Raw genomic sequence first — 20603 nt, 5'->3', positions numbered from 1 at the left:
AGCCCTTTAAAACTATGAATGTTGTTTAAGCCAAAGGATTACTCGTTGACTAATTTCCAGGTACGGATCCAGTCAACTTTCATAATGTTATTGTCGTTGTTTAATAGGTCATCTTTTTGAGGAAGACCCCCTACCCAACTTGAATCCTGGCTCCACAAATCCCAAATAATGAATTGCTCAAGCGTGAATGGCTGCTGGGTGGTTACCTTGTTTACTGGTTCACCGTTTAGGTAAAACTGTACGGTATGCTCATCTTTCCACCATGCGCCAAATACGTGATAATCCTCGGTCCATAAAACACCTTGCAAAGTATTTTGATCCGATAAATCGGTACGGTTATCAGAGTTACCATGGTTACGTTCTGTTGAGCCGTTTTTAGCAATAAAGTATTGCGAGTTCATTTTCCAAGGAAAGTCTGGCTGGCAGTTACAGGTAGGAACAGGGTTGATTTCGATGATATCAATCTCATCGCGATTGTTAATGTCACCATTGTTTAACCAGAATGTTGAGTAGGCCGAAATGTTAGCCACTTTTATCCGGCTTTCGGTATACATCGGGAACTTGATTTTGGCTACCGAGCGTACTCTAGATGATTCAAACCACTGGTTAGGGCTGTCAGCATTTAAGGTTGCTTGGATCCACAAGTTACCGTCGGCCACACCTGAATTCTTGTTCAGCATGTTGACTGGTGTATTTCCATAGTTCCAATTGGTTTTTAACCACTTAGCACCATTCCAAAATTCAAACTCATCAGATAGGTTATCTACTTTTTCCCAACGTTTACCTTGTGGAGTTGTGTTATTAAAAGACACAAAACTAGGTAAACTAGCATCGGCTGTATTTACGTCGATGACGTTTGGTGAGGAAACTTCGCAACCGCTGTTATCTACCGAGGTTCCAGGTGGCGTATTTGGACAAAGATCGATGGCGTTATTCACACCGTCGTTATCGTCATCTAACTGTGATGGTGAACATCCATTTTGGTCTACGGCTTCATTTAGCCCCGTATTTGGGCATAAATCGTTAGCATTTAGAACGCCGTCACAGTCGTCATCTAACAATGGAGGCTCTGTGGGCCCAGTTAATTCACCCTGCCAAACCAATTTGAAAGATTCTAAATTCCATTGCCAATCATTTGTACCTAGTGCGTGAATACGCACTTGTTGAACACCCGCTGGTAACGCTACTTCGGTATTAGCAGTTAGTGGTGAAAAGTTATCCCAACCGTTGGCTGGTACTTGAGCTTGAACATAAGAACGCCATGCTCCACCTTCCATTACCAGTAACTCAATGCTTGAGTTTTCGGTGATGGCGGTAGCAACATTAAAACTCACTAAGTACATACCGGCTTTGTCTACATTAACGTCGTAATCGACAAAATCACCGCTGTTTATGTAGTTAATAGCACCTTGCCCAGCGACGGTATATTTACTGACCGGTGTTTGCTGGTTATCGTCAAAAGTGCCACCCTGACTGACAAAATCTTCGGCTTCGATATTTATAGTGCCAACAAGGTCTTCAGGATTAGCGTTGTCGCCATTGTCTACATCATAAATAAATCGAAATTCTTGATTAGGATGATCGGCTAAACATGCCCACTGATGAAATTCATCACCGTTTTCTGTATAGGCACCTGCTACATCTAAACATTTTTCTGTTTGTTGGTTTTTTAATTTAAACCAGCCATTATTCATGTCTAGCAACGACCAATATTGTTTTTCATCGTTTACTTGACAATCTAACTGTTGAATATCAGCGCCATTACTTACATCACCATTTTTAACTTCTAAGCACTTACTACTGGCCTTAGTTTTTATGCTGTAAAAACCATTACCTTGGTTAACAAAAGCTAATCGTTGGTTGGCATTATTTTCACCACAAGTCCATTGAGAAAAAGGGGCAAAGTTAGCTGTGTTACCAGCAGACAAATCGATACATTTACCGCTATGGCGAACCTCAACATTACGGTATTCTGCGTCGCTAACCGTAGCCGCCGACAAGGGGGCTGACATAACAAACGCCATGGTGACACCCAGAGATATCTTGTTTCTAAAAATCATGTTGTTCCCATTTTATATTAGTTAATCCATTAAAGTATTGAAAACAATACTGGCCAACAATGGAGTCGATCAAACCAATTATTAATTCATACGAGAAACTAAATAACAAGACTAAATTATTTCAACAACACCCTGTAGAACAACTGCAAACCTATTAAAAACAACAAAACACAGAAAACTAAAAATACTACATAATGAACAACCATAGTATTCACAATGAACAGATCACAAAGTAAACATTTTCATGGCCAAGTAAATAAACTTTAGAATTAAAATAACCAATAGGTATTACAAAACCAAATAACAAAAATATTTTTAAATTTATTTTTAATTAGTAAGGTAAAAGCTAGGATTTACTAGAAATAGACTTCGCTAAACGTTTCTAGCTCGAAGTCTTAAAGCTAAAATAGTAGAGGTTTCCCTCACTAATGGTTGGCTATTGGCTTTGTATCGGCAGTGGTATTACTCAACATAACCAGAGGAACCGGTACAAAGCGTAGTTAAAAAGAGCGTCGGTTTTGACAGTGAATTAAAGGGCTTAACGGCCACCCAATTTACTGAGTAAATGATTAAGTTGTGCCTGCTCGTCGCTAGTTAACACCGCCATACGACGTTGTTGTTGCTGGTGTAACTCTAAAACTACTTTGTCAATCAAGGTCTTACCAGCAGTGGTCAATTGTACTAGCTTGCTACGTTTATCTTCAGGGTTATCTACGCGCTCGATTAACCCCGCTTGGGTGACTCTGTTTAACACTTTAGTTAAGCCACCAGAGCTAAACAACATCGCTGAGTACAAGGTGGTTGGCGACAGACAATAAGGGGCGGGATAACGGCGAAGAGTGACTAAAATGCCAAAGTCTGCCACCTGCAACTGATATTGCCCTATTACACTCTCCAAGGTTTGATTAAAGCCATGATGGGCGCGAACCATGCGTAATACAGCTGGGGACATAGTCTCGTAGGCTTCTGGCCAGTTTAACTGGGTGGAACGCAAAATACTGTCGATGCTTTCTTGGTGCTTCAATTTGGATTCTCTAAACGCTAAGCGATATTGATAATATATCTTGCTGGAAAGGTAATATCCAGATACTATCTTTCTGGAAAGATAAATATGAGAGAATTATGCAACACAAGATTTCTAAAAAACTGATTTTATTACTGGCATCGGTATTTGCGATGACGCCCTACGCCATTGATAGTTATTTGCCCGCTATTCCGATTATTGCTAACGATTTTGATGTAAATACTTCGTTAGTAGCTATAACTGTCAGCATTTACGTTTTTGGTATGGCCTTAGGCCAACTTATTGGTGGACCCTTATCCGATAAATACGGGCGGAAACCAGTGATGGTAGCGGGATTATTGATTTTTGCACTATGCAGCGTATTTTTAGCATTAGCTAACAGCCTGGAGCTATTCTGGTTGTGGCGAATACTTCAGTCGATTGGCGGTGGCGTTGCAGTGGTAGGAGTGCCGGCTGTTATACGGGACAACGCTGAAGGTAAAGAAGCCGCAAAGCTGTTCTCATTGGTTATGCTGATCATGATGATTGCTCCTTCTATCGCTCCTTCAATTGGTACCTTGATTCTACAAATCTCTAACTGGCATTGGATTTTTATAAGCTCTGGCATATTTGCTTGTGTAGTGGCGATATGGGCAATATTTGTAATGCCCAAACAAGATAGAAGTGCTGCACCTCATGCGAGTTCGATAGGCTTTTTGGATGTATTAAAAAACAAACAGGCTTTGGGTTACTTGGTTGCGCAAGCTTTTGCCTATGGCGTTTTGATGACGTTTATCACCAATGCCCCCTTTGCTTACATCATAAAATTTGGTATTTCAGAAGAGCTCTTCTCACTACTGTTTATTGCAAACGTAGTAGGAGTGGTGATGGTTAACCGCTATAACTCTTATCGGCTTAACCATACAGAACCTGAGCATATGCTGGTGAGCTCTTTAGCCCTACAGTTGTTTGGTGGTGTGGTGTTAATTAGCGCGCTAACAATTGCGCCTACAAATCTTTGGTTTGCCGCAAGTGGTTTTATCATTGTAATGGCGGCTACTGGTGGGACCATGTCTAACGCTAATGCCTGTTTCTTAAAACATTTTGCTAAAGGGGCTGGGACAGCGCAAGCCGTTCTAGGCGCAACGCAGTTTTTTGCCGGCGCTGCCATCAGCGCTATCGCGGCAGTGCTTTCGACAAATAGCTTGTGGCCGATGGTTCTCATCATTGCAAGTTCAGCACTAATAGCCTTGCTGTCGACCTTAAAAGCTAATGCCTTAAATGCCCATGACTTACACCATCAACTAAAACATGGAATCGGCTAATCGGATCCGGCGAATCACCACAAAGCCAAATACCTAGTTATATTTGGCTTTTTCTACAAATTTGTAATAACGCCTAAGCTAACAGCATTCTTGTTCAATGGTATAGAGTAACTCGCTGGCCTGCTTATCATCGCAAAGCGCAAAATATTCGTATAAAGGATTCGTTTGGTTACCAATAAAGTTAAGGTTGTCACGCTTCATTTTTAGTTGTTCTGCCCTTCTACCTTTAAAGTAGTCTTGCCAAAGCTTGCCGCCATGCTCAGCCGCTAAATGCTGGTCTAAAAGGGTGATTAAACGATCTGCATTTTCATCACAACGAATGTTGCAAAATGAAATATAACGGTCGGTACGTCTATTGTTCATGGTTGAGCCACCTCACTAAAAAGCTGCCTAGCAGTTATTACTAGGCAGCTTTAGTAAATTAAATTGAAAATGTGTCCTTAATTACTCTTCATGCAGGGCGACAACGAGGCCTATGGCTAGATCCACACTATTAGTCAATCGCGCGCAACTCGTTCCGTTCGCCATTAAGAACAGATCAAAATAGCTGGCACTGATAAACGGTTCACGTTCTGCCATATCGTCTTCACTGCATTCAATAATTCGAATACTTGGATGATGCTTTTTAAAGCAAGCAAGTTGCTGCTGGTAGTCGTGTTGGTTAGCTACTTTGGCAATAAAGGTATCAATCAAACTCTGACTCAGAGCTTCATCGGTTTGTTGGGCTTTATCGCTACAGCCACAACGATTATGTTTTAGTTTCGCAGTTGACGGATTGTCATTCCCACATTGGTAAGTCCCCGCTTGTTGGGGCTGGTGAAGCTTACCATCACCTTTACAATTACATTGCTTAGTCGCATGCGGTACATCGGGTTCTAAGGTAGACATAATTCCACCTCCTGCTTTTCTAATAGTCGCGCTAACCAACGTGGAGGGGTATCCATTACGCTTTGTAAGCGCTGAAGGATATCTTGGCTGGGTTGTGGCGTGAGTTGTTTTAACGGCAAGATATCAGCGCGGCTGACTCTGGCTGCAGCCGGTCCTCCTATCGACAAAGTCGCTAACAATTGGCAATCTTTTATTAACTCAATGAGATAAGAGGTTCGCGCATCGCCACTGAGGTTTTCCGCTACCGGGCGTACATCGACTAACTGATAACCGCTTGCGTTAATTTGATAGACCAAAAAACGTAAGCAAGAACCAAAATGACCATCTATTTGTTCTAAGTTATTGGAGCTAACAGCCAGTTGCACCACTGGCCCTGCTAGCTCTTTTGCCGCAGGCACAGTGGGTGCCTGCATTTGGCTAATTTGATCAGAGGTTAATATTGCGTGTACTTGATTTACTTGGCCACGCTCTATGGTTAATCGAGAATCTTCCAGTACACCACGTAATGCTTTTGGGCTTAACGTTCGCAGTTTCCTTTCGGTTAGCGGTTCGCTACATTGCTTTACCAGCAAACTAATAAACTGTTTTAAGCCTATTTCCGGCACCGCTTTAGATGCCATTGCCAGCCGCAAGGCCAGCTTATCACTCATTGGCTGTTTCATAACTGCTTCCTTGATTTATGGGGTCTTACCTCACTAGCTCACACTAAGCTCGCCTAGCTCGAAATGTTTTGGGCAAGCTTGGCGCTGGACTAACCGGTTCGATATAGAATTTACTGCCGTCGCCTAGCTCTATCTCCCCACCCCATTGATCAGCGTGATCAAATTGCAATGAGTTAATGGGAAGCTCTAGGTCCTTTTTAGCGATATAGGCTTGTAGCGCTCCTGAGGATTCGCGACTTATGATTAAATTAGGCATTGCTGTTCCTTAAGCTGGCTGGGAACAACTCCCAGCCAGGCTTGGTAGTGGAGCTTATCGGACTAGGTCAAAGCCATAATCTGTTTTACCCATTTCACTGGTATCAAGATCTAGCTTGGCCAGCACCTCGTTGACTAAGGTCGTCAACATGTACATACCGCCTTCGTAACCTAATGTTGTGTTGCGGTGTAAATGGTGGCGATCGAAGATCGGAAAGCCTAAGCGAATTAACGGCACTTCAAACTCTTCACCTTTTGCTTTGGTGTCGCGCTGAATAAACTTGCCGTAAGAGTTACCAATCATAAAGTCTGGTTTGTTGGTGAACATCAATGAACGGAAATGCCACAAGTCTTTACCAACGTGGATCTCAGCATTGGCAGTAGATGGCGATTGCGCAATGAGAGCTTCCATCTTCTTGCGCCAACGCTTGGCCGCGTTGTTACACAAAATGTGTTTAACTTCACAGCCTAGTTCTTGTAGGAACTTGGTTAAGCCCATCAAATAATCAGGATCGCCATAGATAGAGAAGCTCACACCGTGTAACCAGGTATGGGAATCGGTCATCATGTCGACTAAACGGCCACGCTCAGTAGCTAAAGATTCAGGAATTTCTTTGCCTGTAAGCTCAGATATTTTGATCAATAGCTCGTCTGTCCAATCTAAGCCCATTGGGATGTTGGTGGCAGGCACTTCATGCTTCCAGGTTCCCTCAACAAACTTTTTGGTTTTAACCAGTTGATCAGGTTGTAACAGTAAGGTGGTTATAGCGTTAGGCGCATCTTCTAGCTCGGCTAGTGGTGTGCCACCCGCATACATCCGATATTCTCCATCAGCTGGGGTATCTAATACTTCTGATGGATCAGACAACAAACTGTAATCAACACCCATTTGCTGCATCATTTTGTGAATAACGCGGTAGTTACCCAAGTAGGTTTCAAAACCCGGTACCAAGTTAATTTTACCGTTGCTGGCGACTTTTTTGTCGTCCATGCTTTTTGCCGTGAAATACTTAGCAAAACCCTCAAACATGCCATCCCATCCAGTGACATGACTGCCAACAAAGCTAGGTGTATGCGCAAACGGAGTGGGTAGTTCTTCAGGTATGTAGCCTTCTTTTTTGGCGTTACCAATAAAAGCATTTAAGTCATCACCAATCACTTCGGCCATACAGGTGGTGGATACAGCAATCACTTCTGGCTTGTACAACGCTAATGAGTTTTGCAAACCGTCAAACATGTTTTTCTGACCACCAAACACTGCTGCATCTTCGGTCATAGAATCAGACACACATGCTACAGGTTCTTTAAAATGGCGGTTAAAGTACGTGCGGAAGTAAGCCACACAACCTTGAGAACCATGCACATAAGGCAATGTTTTCTCAAAACCTAAAGCACATAACACAGAGCCTAAAGGTTGGCAGGCCTTGGCAGGGTCTACGGTTAGGGTTTTACGCGAAAAGTTTAGATCTTGATATTCTTGAGTGGTGGTCCACTCAAACACCTCTTTCACCTTTTCGTCGCTTGCCCCCTCTTCATGATCGCTACGCTTGCGCGCCATCATGTCTTTATATTCTGGCTGTTCGAATAAGGGGTAGCCAGGTTTGATATCGTCTACTTGTTGACTCATTTTCTCTCTCCTTTCGCGCCACTCATCTGTGAACTACGAATTGAGTTAATGTGTAAAGCGCTAGTGCACTCATCCTGATCTTGCCTAGCACTTAAGCCGCAGCTTTGGCACTTTTCCATGGTGGTGTTAATTTGTCCCAACATGGGTTGTTTAAGGTCATATCCATATCGCGGGCAAAAATCGCAAAGCCATCAAAGCCGTGGTAAGGACCTGAGTAATCCCAGCTGTGCATTTGACGGAAAGGTATGCCCATCTTTTGGAAGATGTACTTCTCTTTAACTCCAGCACCAATCAAATCAGGTTTAAGTTTTTCAGCAAAGGCTTCTAGCTCGTAACCAGTCACGTCATCATAAATAAGCGTGGCGTCTTTCACTTCTGGGACGGTTTTGCTGTAGTCGTCGTTATGGCCAAACTCATAACCGGCTCCCACAATCTCCATGCCTAAGTCTTCGTAGGCTCCAATAACGTGACGCGGGCGTAAACCACCTACGTATAACATTACTTTTTTGCCTTCTAAGCGCGGGCGGTACTTGTCGATAACCGCTTGCCATTGTGCTTTGTAGCCAGCAATCACTTCTTCAGCCTTGGCTTGAATTTTTTCATCAAACTTGGCAGCAATAGCGCGTAGCGACTCTTCACACTTGGTTGGGCCAAACAAGTTGTACTCCATCCATGGCACACCATACTTCTCTTCCATGTGACGACAGATGTAGTTCATTGAGCGGTAGCAGTGCACCAGGTTTAGTTTTACTGAAGGGGTATTTTCAAGCTCAGGCAAAGTACCGTCACCCGACCATTGGGCGACTACACGCAGGCCAATTTCTTCAAGTAAAATACGTGACGACCAAGCATCACCGCCGATGTTGTAGTCACCTATAATGGCGACATCGTAATCAGTAGTTGCGACTTCTTTGCCTTCCGATTTATCCAATACGTAATCACGTAAGGTATCGTTAGCAATGTGGTGACCCAGTGATTGACTCACCCCACGGAAACCTTCACAACGCACTGGCACAATGGTTTTGCCAATTTCTGCGCCCTTGGTTTTAGCTACAGCTTCAATATCGTCACCGATAAGGCCAACTGGACATTCAGATTGAATCGACAAACCTTTAGCCAGCGGAAATAGCATTTCTACTTCATCAACCATGGTCGCTAGCTTTTTATCGCCACCAAACACGATGTCACGCTCTTGGAAATCAGAAGTGAAGTTCATGGTGCCAAAGCTATTTACACCCGTGTAACCGGTGTAATAGTTACGACGCCCAGCGCGTGAGTATTGGCCACAGCCAACTGGACCATGAGAGATATGTACCATATCTTTAATTGGTCCCCACACTACCCCTTTAGAGCCTGCGTAAGCACAACCACGCGCGGTCATTACACCGGGCAATGATTTACGGTTAGCGGTAATACAGCTGCCGGCTTCGCCGTCATTAGCACCTAAGTGCTTTTTGCGATCAGCTTTAGCTTTCTCTGGATAGACTTCTAGCACTTCATCGATCAGCGCTTGAGTCTCTGCTTTTTTATCTGACATTGCTGCCTCCTATAGCATTGATATATTCACTAAGATGAGTGATTAAGCCGTTGCTTCTTCAGCTGTTTGACCAATGATTGATTCGTCTTCTTCATCCATGATGCCGAATTCCATCAATAGTTCTTCAAGCTCGTCCATCGTTACCGGTGTAGGAACAACAAACAGTTGGTTTTCAATGATTTTGTTGGCTAACGTGCGGTATTCGTTGGCTTGGTTACACTTAGGGTTATATTCAATTACCGTCATACGGCGGATTTCAGCTTGTTGTACTACGTTGTCACGCGGTACGAAGTGGATCATTTGGGTACCGATTTTGGCGGCTAGTGCTTCAATTAGCTCATCTTCTCGGTCACATTTACGCGAGTTACAAATAAGACCTGCTAAACGCACACTACCCGTAGCAGCATACTTACAAATACCTTTTGAAATGTTGTTAGCGGCGTACATCGCCATCATTTCACCAGATACAACAATGTAGATTTCTTGCGCTTTGTTTTCGCGAATAGGCATGGCAAAACCACCACACACAACGTCACCAAGTACATCGTAAAATACAAAGTCTAAGTCTTCTTCGTATGCGCCCTCTTCTTCTAAAAAGTTAATGGCAGTAATAACACCACGACCAGCACAACCAACACCTGGCTCTGGGCCACCAGACTCAACACAGCGAACACCGCCATAGCCCACTTTAAGTACATCTTCTAACTCGATGTCTTCCACTGAGCCAGCTTCTGCAGCCATTTCCATGATGGTGTTTTGCGCTTTTGCATGTAAGATTAAGCGCGTTGAATCCGCCTTAGGATCACAACCAATAATCATTACTTTTTTGCCCGCTTCCGCTAAAGCTCCAACCAAGTTTTGAGTAGTGGTAGATTTACCAATACCGCCTTTTCCGTAAATTGCACATTGACGAATAGCCATAATATTTCTTCCTATTAGCTTGATTAACGGTTCCCGCAGTAGCTATTGCGAATACTGTTCCAAGCCTTCAGAAAAAATGTAAAGCACTGTAATATATGGATTTAATGTGTTTTCGAGTGTATTTAAACAATTGAACTAGCTGACAATCGCTCGAGCAAATGTCGCGTTTGTAGCAAAAGTGACTAGCGTATTGGAGGGATGGTTCGGTAATTTGGATGGTGTAGCGCATGAGCTAAAACTAATTTTGTGACCTATTAACACAAGCAATTAGCAGCGCTTAATGTCTATTAAGGAATAAGTCTTAGTAGCACATCAAGCCGGGTTAAATGGTGCACACAAGAAAATGACTAAAAATTAATAAAAATAGTAAGAATGAAATCTATGTAAATTCAAAGCGACTAAATAATGCTTTTAGGAGATTTGAACAAATATCCGCCTTTTAAACGCCTATAAAGCCCCTTTAAAGAGTGTTTATTGCTGCCTGGTTTTCGGCTAAACCGCAGTAGATAACGACTTTCTTAAGTAAATAGTTTACTAATTACTCATTAGTAAAAATTTTGTGCTAAACATTATGTTAGACAGATATTGTTTACAGTAAGGGCTAAAGGATGAAGCCAGTTGTCTACGTAGATATACAAGGACAAATTTGGAAAGTGATGGCCGATGGTCAGTGGGTGAAAGTAACGCCTTCTGAAATAGTCGACACCAGTGTTCCGTTAGTAAAAAACGTCATTAATGAGTTAGCTAAAAATCCGCTATTGGAAACAACTGCGGAAGATAGCGAGACCGCAGCTCCTCCCCTCTATTCTCCAAACACCACTAACAATAGTACCAACCCATCTAGTCAAGGCGCTTCATTTGTAGTTAGGGTGCAACCAACCTTAGATGAGACACTTCCAGAAGCGGGTTTTACTACCCAGAATAGTGATTTAAGTATTAGCGCCACTGAAAACCAAGGGGCTCAGGCCGATGCTATCCCCCCCTTGAGTAACGATGCCGTTATAACAGTAAATATTATTGACGGTGGTGATGGCTACGAAAACCAATTTGAAGTGCCCTCGGTAGTAATACAAGGAAACACCGTTGATGTTGAAGATGGCCGAGTGGTGGTAATCACCCTTACTGACGCTAGCGGACAAACCATTACCGTAAATGCAGTGGTCGACAACAACAGCTATCAATACCAAGGCTTAGACATTCAGCTGTTGAGTGAGGGTAAGATAGATGTAAATGCCAGCGTAACGGATTACTTTGGTCAATTTGTAGAGGCTAGCGATTCAACAATTAAAGATGTAGTGGCCACTATAGAAGCTGAAATAGATGGCCAAGGAGATCTTTATGTTAATCAGTATGAGCAATCCTCCACTCCTTTGCACGGTGACATAGTTGGCATAGAAAACGGACAAACCGTATTTGTTCAAATTACCGATCTTGCTGGTAACCAGCTTAATTTCACTACCGCGGTAGTTAACAACCAATGGCAAATTGCCAATAACGATTTATCTGGTCTACAAGATGGTGAGCTAAGCATTACCGCAAATGCTATAGATATTGCAGGTAATCCAGCAACAGCAACATCTACAATTACAAAAGATACCCAAGCAAGTATAGAAGCCTATATTGATGGCTTAGGCGACAACTACATAAACGCCTTGGAAGTTACCACCACAAGGTTATTTGGTGACGTAGCGAATATTGAGAACGGTCAAAGCATTAGCGTCAGCGTAAATGATGGCAATGGCAGACAGCTTAACTTTGAAACCACCGTTAGCAACAATAGCTGGCAGATTAACAATGTAGATTTAAGTTCACTGGCCGAAGGGACACTAAGCATTACCGCTAATACACTAGATATTGCCGGTAACATTGCTACTGCAAACTCAAGTATTGTTAAAGACACCCTAGCGGAAATAAATGCAAATGTTGATGGCCAGGGTGACAACTATATAAACGCAGTAGAAGCACCCACTACCTGTTTGTTTGGTGAGTTAAACAATGTTGAGGAAGGACAGTTAGTCACAGTTGTGGTTACCGATAGTAATGGTGATCAGTTAGCGCTAGAAACTCAAGTCATTAATGGTGTCTGGGAACTAGCAAGCACAGACTTATCAAGCTTGCTTGATGGCCAACTCACGCTAGAAGCTTCAACCACAGACATTGCAGGTAATATTACCAACGCCAATTCAAGCATTGTTAAAGACACTCAAGCGACCATTAGCGCACGATTTGAAGGCAATGGAGACAATGCCATCAATCAGTCTGAAGTAGGCTCAACCTTATTAGAAGGAAGCTTAATTGACGTAGAAGATGGTCAAACCGTGTTCATTAGTGTTACTGACTCACAAGGTGGAAGCCTTAGCTTTGAAGTGCAATCACTAAACAATCAATGGCAAACCACCGAAAACTTGGCCAGTTTAGCCGATGGCCAATTAAACTTAACCGCACACACCACCGATGCAGCAGGTAACCCAACAACAGCCACCAGCGTAATCACCTTAGATACCGGTATTCCTACCATTGATATCAATACCTTAGATGGCTTTAACATTGCACAATTTAAAGCTGGCACTCTCACTAGCCTACAAGGAACCACCACCGGAGTTGAACAAGGCCAGCAAGTGAGTATTCAAATAAGCGATGGAACCCTAAGCATTGAAGCACTAGCCAGCGTAGATAACAATGGTAATTGGGTGACCAACAACATAGATACCAGTAGCTTACAAAAGCTAGAACCTTGGACACTCAACACCTCAGTAAATGATGTGGCAGGTAATAACGCACAAGATGCATTACCTTTGTTAAACGAACCTGACCCTCATATTTTACTCGAAACCGACCTATACCAAACCGGCGTATTGGTAACCAACTCCAACGTAAACATCTACGATGCACAAGCGATTAGTTTTGCAGAGAACCAGCCTGAACTGGCAGGTGTTGAATCAGAAGGCAGCGCGGTTGCCTTAATTGTCTCGGCAGACAATAAAACCCTAGAAGCGCGCACTGTTGATACCAACGAACTGGTATTTAAGTTTACTGTTCTGGCAAATAACTCTATTCAGACCTTAGTTTACCGCGCGCTAGACAACGACTTAAATACTGATGAATCATTTTTAACACCGATCATTTCAGCCACTCAGTATGATTCAGATGGAACCAGCGAAACCGTACTTACCCCCTTAGTGATTGCGCTTAAAGACTCCGTTCCTCAAGTGCATAACGACTTTGCTCAGGTTACCGAAGGTGAATCGGTTTTTGGTAATGTAACTGATAATGACTTTAGCCTAGACGGTGACTTAAACGTCACTCAAGTCACCGTTGACGGAGTGACTAAAGACGTGGGGACAATTCCTGTTGTCTTTGATACTGACCAAGGGCGTTTATTTGTAGATAACAGCGGATATTGGTTTTTTAATGCCAACCGAAATTTAAACCACCAGCAAGATCAAGAGTTACGGTTTGAGTATCAAGTCACCGATAGCTCAGGTGATACAGGCAACGCTTTTAACAACATAGTAATTAGTGATGGTGCTGCCGGTCATTTTGTTGATGATTTGGCTGTTAGCACCGAAGGTAATTTAGATAACTCACCTAACAGCTTTACTGAAACCTTTACGATAAAACCTGGGAGCGATAATCCAGACCCAGAAAGCCTCGCCTTCAGCGAAGCCACGCTTGTAGACTTACAATCGCTATTTCTCACCAGCAGCACGCATTTAACATCCCTTGATTACTCCTTAAGTGACGACGGTAAAACCATTAGCGCAGAAGTGCCTTTTATTGGCTTGGTATTTACTTTGAGTCTGACAGGCCTTGCAAATGGTGATGAGCTTATTGGTACAACCACCTTAACCATGTTTAATAGCATTAACCAGTTAAACAGCAGCGACTTAACCTTTCTAAAGCTCACTATATTGTCTAGCGACTTAGACGGCAGTGACAATGCACCAGGTATTGTTGAGTGGGTGCTCTCAGACGGTAATGATCCTCAGCTTAACAATAACCAAGCAGTGATGCTTAATGAAGCCGATTTAATTGCGGGTGAAGTTAGCGCCACAGGTAGTGTTGATTTGGTTGTGGGTAGTGATGCTATTGCTGCAGTCGCTTTTGATGAGCAACAACCAGCCCTTAGTAGCGGTGGCGAGCCTTTATCTTATGCTGTTTCCTCCTTAGGCAACACGTTAACTGCATATACCAACGACATAAACGACCCCGTATTTACCATTAGTATTCTTGACACTTTTAACGGTGAAACAAGCGAAACACTTGATTATGAGTTCACCTTATTTAAAGGCATAGACCAAAACAATGGCTCTCAGTTTCCAATAATACTAAACGTGCGTGATACCGACAATGATTCCCAAAGCGTAAATTTAGACATTACGATAAACGATAGTAGCGATATTTCTATCGCGGTCATGGATATGCAACTAAGTGAGTTGCCGCGAGATCCAAGTACTCCTGTTGACGCATTTAGCACTGCCACTAGCACAGTATCATTGGTCTCTAATCAAGATCCTATCGATCAACTAGCGCTAGAGGTATCCAATGGCGACCCAGTTTTAGATTCCAATAACAATCCTTTAAGTCAGAATGGCCAAGCACTTACTTGGCGCGACAACGCAGATGGCAGTTATGACGCCATACTCAGCACTAACGAAGTTGTATTCACAGTGAGCTTACCTGAAGACATAAACATAGCTGCTGACAGTGCTGCCGATGTAGACTTAACAATCAATCTCTATAGCCAAGTCGATCACTTACCCACCTCCCAAGAACAAAGCTTAACTATTGCTCTTCCAATAAAAGCCAGTGATACCGATGGCACTTCGCAAACGGCCACATCGTTAGTAACTATTTTTGATGGTAGAGATCCGAGCATTAGCGCTGTAGGCCAAATAGAAGTAGATGAAGCCGATTTAGCAGACGGTAATCACCCTAATGGGGCGTCTAGTGTTGACCCAGTGATAAGCATAAAACAAGGCAGTGATGATATTGCCGAGTTGCGAATAGACACCGCGGCATTTAACGCCCTAGGACTTAAATCCAGTGGCAGCGCCATAAGCTTAACAGCAGCCGATGGTGATGGTTGGTACATAGCCAGTAATGGCTTAGCGGAAGATATATTTCAAATTAGAATCAACCTAGATGGCAGTACCGAGTTCGTTCTTTTAGCCCCCCTCGACCACCCAGATGGGCTTGGCGAGAATTTACTTTCTTTAGATTTTAGCGTGACCGCCATTGACGCCGATGGCGATACTAGCTCGCCAGTTAATATAGCAGTGGCAGTAACCGACGATGTACCGCAAAGCGAAACCAGGTCCTTAGATTTAGTGGAGGGAGAAAGCTTTACCACTCAGTTACTCAATGAAACTGTCAGTGGCGCTGATGGCGCCACGATCATCAGCTTCAATTACATGGGCACTGATTACAACATACCTGCTAACGGTTCAGAAACAGTCCCCTTATATAACCCAAATCTATTAACTGAAGTTTATGGCGAGCTGACTATTCATGCTAACGGCCAGTTAGAACTCACAACTGAGAGTAATGTAACCGAGGACCCAGCGCTAGTCGATTCCATTACCTATGTAGTCGAAGATTTTGATGGTGACCAAGTCACCAGTAGCGCCACTTTGAACCTGGGAGATTCTCCTGGGGTGATTAGAACTGAAGACGTGCAAACCACTGAAGACAATCAGGTTGCTCTGTCTATTGAGGTTAGACCTGGTGATACCGATCAAAACGAAACTGTCACTAACATACTCATCGACGAAGCTTCACTAAATGGCGGAAGCTTATGGTTAGGCAACGTCCAACTCATTGCCAGTGGCGGTGTATTTACCATCACTGATCTAGAGATTGTTGATGGTAACGCCAAACCGAATGGGACTTTAACTTACCAGCCAGCAGAAAATGAGTCTGACACCACCAGTGCAGTAGATATTCTAGTGAGCGCGACTATCGATACGGTTTCTGGAAACAGAACCATTAATGCTGACATTGCGGTATCTGTTTTGCCGGTAGCGGATACTCCGGTTTGGGACGGTGCTTCACAAACCATCTACAGCATGGTGGAAGATGATGGTTCAGTGCAAACTTTAGACATTACCGCAAACTTGGTTGATCAAGTAGACGGTTCTGAATCATTAAGCTATCAATTTGCCGATTTACCTAACGGTTTACACTTAAGTCTAAACGGCAATGCCATTAAAGAAGGTAAAAGCTATACACAAGCACAATTAGACCAAGTTACTGTTAAAGCAGACAACAACCTAGCGGGACAATTTGTATTTACACTCATTGCCGTCGCAACTGAGTCTGGCAACGTATTCGCGAGTCCAAGTGACCAAACGGCGCAAACTAGCCAATCCATTACGGTAAATGTACAACCTGAAGCAGACCTACCCAGCTTATCGGTAAGAGATATTAAAGGCTTAGAAGATCATGCCATTGATGTGAGTGAGGTTATCGCCGCGCAACTTACCGATACTGATGGGTCTGAAACACTCAGCTATAAAATAGTGGTAGACCCTGGCTGGCAGGTTGTAGGCGGTTCTAGTGCTCTTGATGGCCCTAATACCTACCTAGTTGATGCTAATGAGGTTGATGCTGGTTTAATAACTCTCATTCCTAAACAAGACATCAGTTCGGTTAGCGAAACATTGACCATCAGTGTTTCGGCAATTGCCACTGAATCAACCATAGATGGTTTGATACCAAGCCCTGTCTCAATAGAAACACCAGCTCAAACAGTCACCATTGAGCTTAAGGGTGTTGTAGATGAGCCTCTAGTTGCCGACTCTGGTGCAGGCAATTGGGCAGTAGACCAAGCCAACAACATCATTAGCAATCAAGTGAGTGTAAACGAAGATCAATTAATCCCTTTGGATTTTGAATTTAGTACCAGTGATAACGACGCCTCTGAGAGCATTAACCTGCTGATTACTAATCTACCCAGTGGAATTACTTTAGTTGATAATATGGGCGCTCCCTATCCCCTAGCGCCAGTCGCGAAAGACCCAGTAACTGGAGGGGTCTATCAAATAAGCAACGACATTTTGTCTCAGCTTTATATAAAAACTACCGATGATTTTAGTGGCGAGTTATCTTTCGACATCATCGCTATCTCTACAGAACCCGATGGAGACAGTGGCGATTTCAACTATACCGTTAATATTGAGGTGTCACCGATAGTCGATGAAAACGACGGGAATAACCTAACATCGCAAGCAGTAGAAGACCGCGAAGCCTCTCTAAATTTATTACCCGCATTAGGCGCTGATAGTGATGGCAGTGAGTCTGTAACTGGCTACACCATTGTAAGCTTGCCTACTGGCATAAATTTGCTTTACGAGGGCGTGTCGATAGACATAAGCGCGGGTGGCTTAGATTTGTCTACTTTGTTTGACCTTAATACCACTAGCTGGGAAGAGTTTTTAGCCAGTGGAAAATTGGTTATTCAAGCAGATACCGATCTTAGTGGAGATTTTACCATACCCATCACCTACCAAGTCACTGATACCGCACCAAACGGCAGCACTGATATAAAAACCATTAATGCCGATTTACAAGTGAACGTTGCCGCCAGAGTTGAGCTAAATACACGCTTAAGTGCCACAACAGAGCCACTTACTAGCATAGACGGCAGCGCCATCTCGCTTGATGGCAGCGTATTGTTCATTGAAGAGGATATCGATGGTTCAGAATATCTAGACTACATAGAGATTGTGATTCCGGACGGGGCGTTCTTTGAAGTACACCACCCCAATGGTGCCACTATGGGGGCCAACAACAACTGGATCATTCCCGCCAATGGTTTAACCAGTGACGCTATAGTAGAAACAGCTGCAGATATACTCGCAGGTGCAACGCTGTTTAGTGCTTTAGATACCGATGAAACCACCATTATTGTAAAAGCAAGAGTAATAGACGGCGAAGATGCTCGGTTCATCTCGGCGCCTTTGCTGGTCCAAGTTACTGGGCATTCCGGCGGCGGAGGCATCCCTTGCACGCCTTCCGAGCCCGGTGAACTGTCTACATCCACTGTTGACGCGATAGAGGGAGAAGATATTAGTGTGGCTGGCCACCTTGATGGGGATATAGCCAATGATCCAAGTGATGTTATCTCGTTCTATATTTCGGTGGATGATCTACCTGAAAATGTAGAGTTAGAAGGTGGAGAGATTTACCCAGAGTACAACGCGCTAGGCCAAATAACTGGATATACGATTTCAGCTACTGCAATAGAAACCATGACCATTGTGGGTTTAGACGAAGATTACGCTGGGCAGTTACAGATCCCCGTTACGGTAATTGTTACCGATACCTGCACAGGTGACAGTATTAGCGAACAGCAGTTCATAAATATTGAAGTGCAGCCTGTAGTTGACGATATTGGGCTAACGGTCTCTAGCAACACCATTCAAGAAGACACCACAACAAACTTAAACATGGCGTTTGTTCTTGGCGATTCCAATATCGCTGGTGAAGGTATCGAAACGATAAACAGTTTACTCATAACCGTGCCAGCAAACAGCCAGTTCATAGGGGACTCTTCGATTATTGTAGACAATGGCAATGATACCTGGACAGTCTTAGACCCAAGCAAATTAAACGAGATTGAGTTTAGGCCACCAAATAATTTTAGTGGTCAACTCACTATCGACGTCTCAGCTAACATTACTGACCAAGCTGATGGCTTAGTAGATAATCAAACTAAAACAACCAGCGCAGTATTGGATGTGCAGCCCGTCACTGACTTCGTGCTACTCGACGCTCTAAACAGCAGCGGCAATGAAGATAGCTATATAAAAATTGAGGGCTTGTTAGCAAACGCTGTAGACCAAGACGGATCGGAAACCTTTTCACTCAGTATCAGAGGAGTCCCTGAGGGCGCAGTATTAAGTTATTTCGATGGCAGTAACTATCAACTACTTGAGAATGATGGTGCCGATGGCGGTAGTTTTAATGGTAATCCCACCCAAGCTTGGGGCGTGGATATCAGCCAGCTATCTGAGGTTTATTTAAGTCCTCCGCTCGATTTTAGCGGCGACATTCCCTTAGTATTTGAAGCTATAAGCGTAGAAACAGGCACCAATGACTTTAAAGCCAGTACTCAAGACTTTGTTGTTGGGGTGATGCCAATTGGCGATGATAGCCAGTTTTTCGATGTGCCCGATAACATCACAGGATTAGAAAACGACGCCATTACCATCCCAGTTAACATCAGTAGTTTTGAAAGCAATAGCAATGAGCAAATTTTAGTTGGTGTTCAAATAAACAATAGCTCTGACCCTAGCGCACTGATTGGTTTAGATCGTATTTCTATTAATGGTCAAGAAGCTCGGTTCGTTAATAATGGTTCAGGATACATTGCCTCACTGCTGATTAGTGCCTCCAGCGTTTCCAGCATCGAGCTCTATGCAGGTGATGCCTTCGGACAACTCGATGTTAGCTTGTACTCCGAAACTAAAGACAGTGCCTTTGTATTAGGTACACAACAAAGTGATTTTGGGGATCTGGCCACAGAAAACCTCACGATTAACATTTCGCCCCTACCCGATCCGCCAGTAGTTAACCTGCAATTTAGCCACATTATTGCTGAACAAAGCGGCGATATCCCATTAGGCCTCAGTATGGAACTGACCAACCCTGCTGCTAACGAAGTGGGTAAATTGACCCTTTCAGGGATTCCTGATGGGCTCGAAATTTCGGGACAAACAGCAGTGAATGGTGAGTTGGTTTTTAACTCTAATGAGGTGGCTGATTTAGCCATTACTGGTGGACACAATCTCGCCACTGATTTTACCTTAACGATAGATAGCTTTGCCAAGATAGATAGCGATAAAGCAGAAGGCATTAGTCAAGAGTTGGATATTTCATTAGTTGCTGTGGGCGACAGTGCCCTTGAAGGTGGAATACAGCAGGATTTGATTATCGGCGGCTCTGGAAATGATCTCCTTACCGGTGGCTTAAACAACGATGTATTTGCATTTAGGAGCGAAGACCAAGGCACAATTGTAGATCCAAGCGTTGATACGATAACTGACTTTAACGCGGCCGAAAACGCTGACGCGATTGACTTAAGCAGTATCTTAAATGGATTAGGTATAACCAATGGAACAAGTGCAGAAGCCTACATTGAATTAAGCGAGCTTTCCGGTTCGGCACTTATGACAATAAAACCAGACGCCAGTAACGTTACGCAAAGTATTCATTTATCGGGCGTAAGTTTAGATGACTTATACAAGGGCGATGCTAGCGTGGCCGACCAATCTGACTTATTACAAAAAATGATAGACGACCAAAATCTCATTATAAGCTAA

At 43.4% G+C, this 20603-nt stretch carries 11 protein-coding genes; 2 read left to right on the top strand and 9 right to left on the bottom strand.

Going from position 1 to position 20603, the window contains the following annotated elements; genetic code table 11:
- Positions 1 to 38: 38 nt before the first annotated feature.
- Together Q4549_RS02240 and Q4549_RS02235 are read right to left on the bottom strand one after the other, a co-directional pair.
- Complete coding sequence (locus Q4549_RS02240) at positions 39 to 2060, bottom strand: RICIN domain-containing protein (protein WP_303552801.1); 2022 nt, start codon at positions 2058 to 2060, stop codon at positions 39 to 41.
- Between the two features lie 538 nt (positions 2061 to 2598).
- The gene (locus Q4549_RS02235; protein WP_303552802.1) at positions 2599 to 3084 is read right to left on the bottom strand and encodes a MarR family winged helix-turn-helix transcriptional regulator; all 486 of its coding nucleotides are present in this window, start codon (positions 3082 to 3084) and stop codon (positions 2599 to 2601) included.
- Between the two features lie 98 nt (positions 3085 to 3182).
- Here Q4549_RS02235 and Q4549_RS02230 point away from each other — a divergent pair, with 98 nt between their 5' ends.
- Complete coding sequence (locus tag Q4549_RS02230) at positions 3183 to 4388, top strand: multidrug effflux MFS transporter (protein WP_303552803.1); 1206 nt, start codon at positions 3183 to 3185, stop codon at positions 4386 to 4388.
- Positions 4389 to 4466: 78 nt separating this feature from the next.
- On the opposite strand, the gene cowN is transcribed toward Q4549_RS02230, so the two are convergent.
- The 7 genes from cowN to nifH all read right to left on the bottom strand — a co-directional run bounded on the left by cowN (position 4467) and on the right by nifH (position 10278).
- On the bottom strand, positions 4467 to 4751 hold the full coding sequence (gene cowN / locus Q4549_RS02225; RefSeq protein ID WP_303552804.1) for a N(2)-fixation sustaining protein CowN: 285 nt from the start codon (positions 4749 to 4751) through the stop codon (positions 4467 to 4469).
- A gap of 81 nt (positions 4752 to 4832) precedes the next feature.
- Positions 4833 to 5276, bottom strand: coding sequence for a hypothetical protein (locus Q4549_RS02220; protein WP_303552805.1), 444 nt, complete (start codon positions 5274 to 5276; stop codon positions 4833 to 4835).
- Positions 5264 to 5938: a NifB/NifX family molybdenum-iron cluster-binding protein gene (locus Q4549_RS02215; protein ID WP_303552806.1), complete on the bottom strand. Its 675-nt coding sequence runs from the start codon at positions 5936 to 5938 to the stop codon at positions 5264 to 5266. The genes Q4549_RS02220 and Q4549_RS02215 overlap by 13 nt, the downstream gene beginning before the upstream one ends.
- 43 nt (positions 5939 to 5981) lie before the next feature.
- Positions 5982 to 6194: a putative nitrogen fixation protein NifT gene (gene nifT, locus Q4549_RS02210; protein ID WP_137673265.1), complete on the bottom strand. Its 213-nt coding sequence runs from the start codon at positions 6192 to 6194 to the stop codon at positions 5982 to 5984.
- 54 nt (positions 6195 to 6248) lie between these two features.
- On the bottom strand, positions 6249 to 7820 hold the full coding sequence (gene nifK, locus Q4549_RS02205; protein ID WP_303552807.1) for a nitrogenase molybdenum-iron protein subunit beta: 1572 nt from the start codon (positions 7818 to 7820) through the stop codon (positions 6249 to 6251).
- A 91-nt stretch (positions 7821 to 7911) separates the two neighbouring features.
- On the bottom strand, positions 7912 to 9357 hold the full coding sequence (nifD, locus tag Q4549_RS02200) for a nitrogenase molybdenum-iron protein alpha chain (protein ID WP_137673267.1): 1446 nt from the start codon (positions 9355 to 9357) through the stop codon (positions 7912 to 7914).
- A 42-nt stretch (positions 9358 to 9399) separates the two neighbouring features.
- Positions 9400 to 10278: a nitrogenase iron protein gene (gene nifH / locus Q4549_RS02195; protein WP_137673268.1), complete on the bottom strand. Its 879-nt coding sequence runs from the start codon at positions 10276 to 10278 to the stop codon at positions 9400 to 9402.
- A gap of 608 nt (positions 10279 to 10886) precedes the next feature.
- Here nifH and Q4549_RS02190 point away from each other — a divergent pair.
- Complete coding sequence (locus Q4549_RS02190; RefSeq protein WP_303552808.1) at positions 10887 to 20603, top strand: hypothetical protein; 9717 nt, start codon at positions 10887 to 10889, stop codon at positions 20601 to 20603.

This window comes from Agarivorans sp. 2_MG-2023 (assembly GCF_030548085.1).
Taxonomy (GTDB): domain Bacteria; phylum Pseudomonadota; class Gammaproteobacteria; order Enterobacterales; family Celerinatantimonadaceae; genus Agarivorans.
Note: the sequence above shows the minus strand (reverse complement) of the source record. Positions and strands in the feature narration are given on the sequence as shown.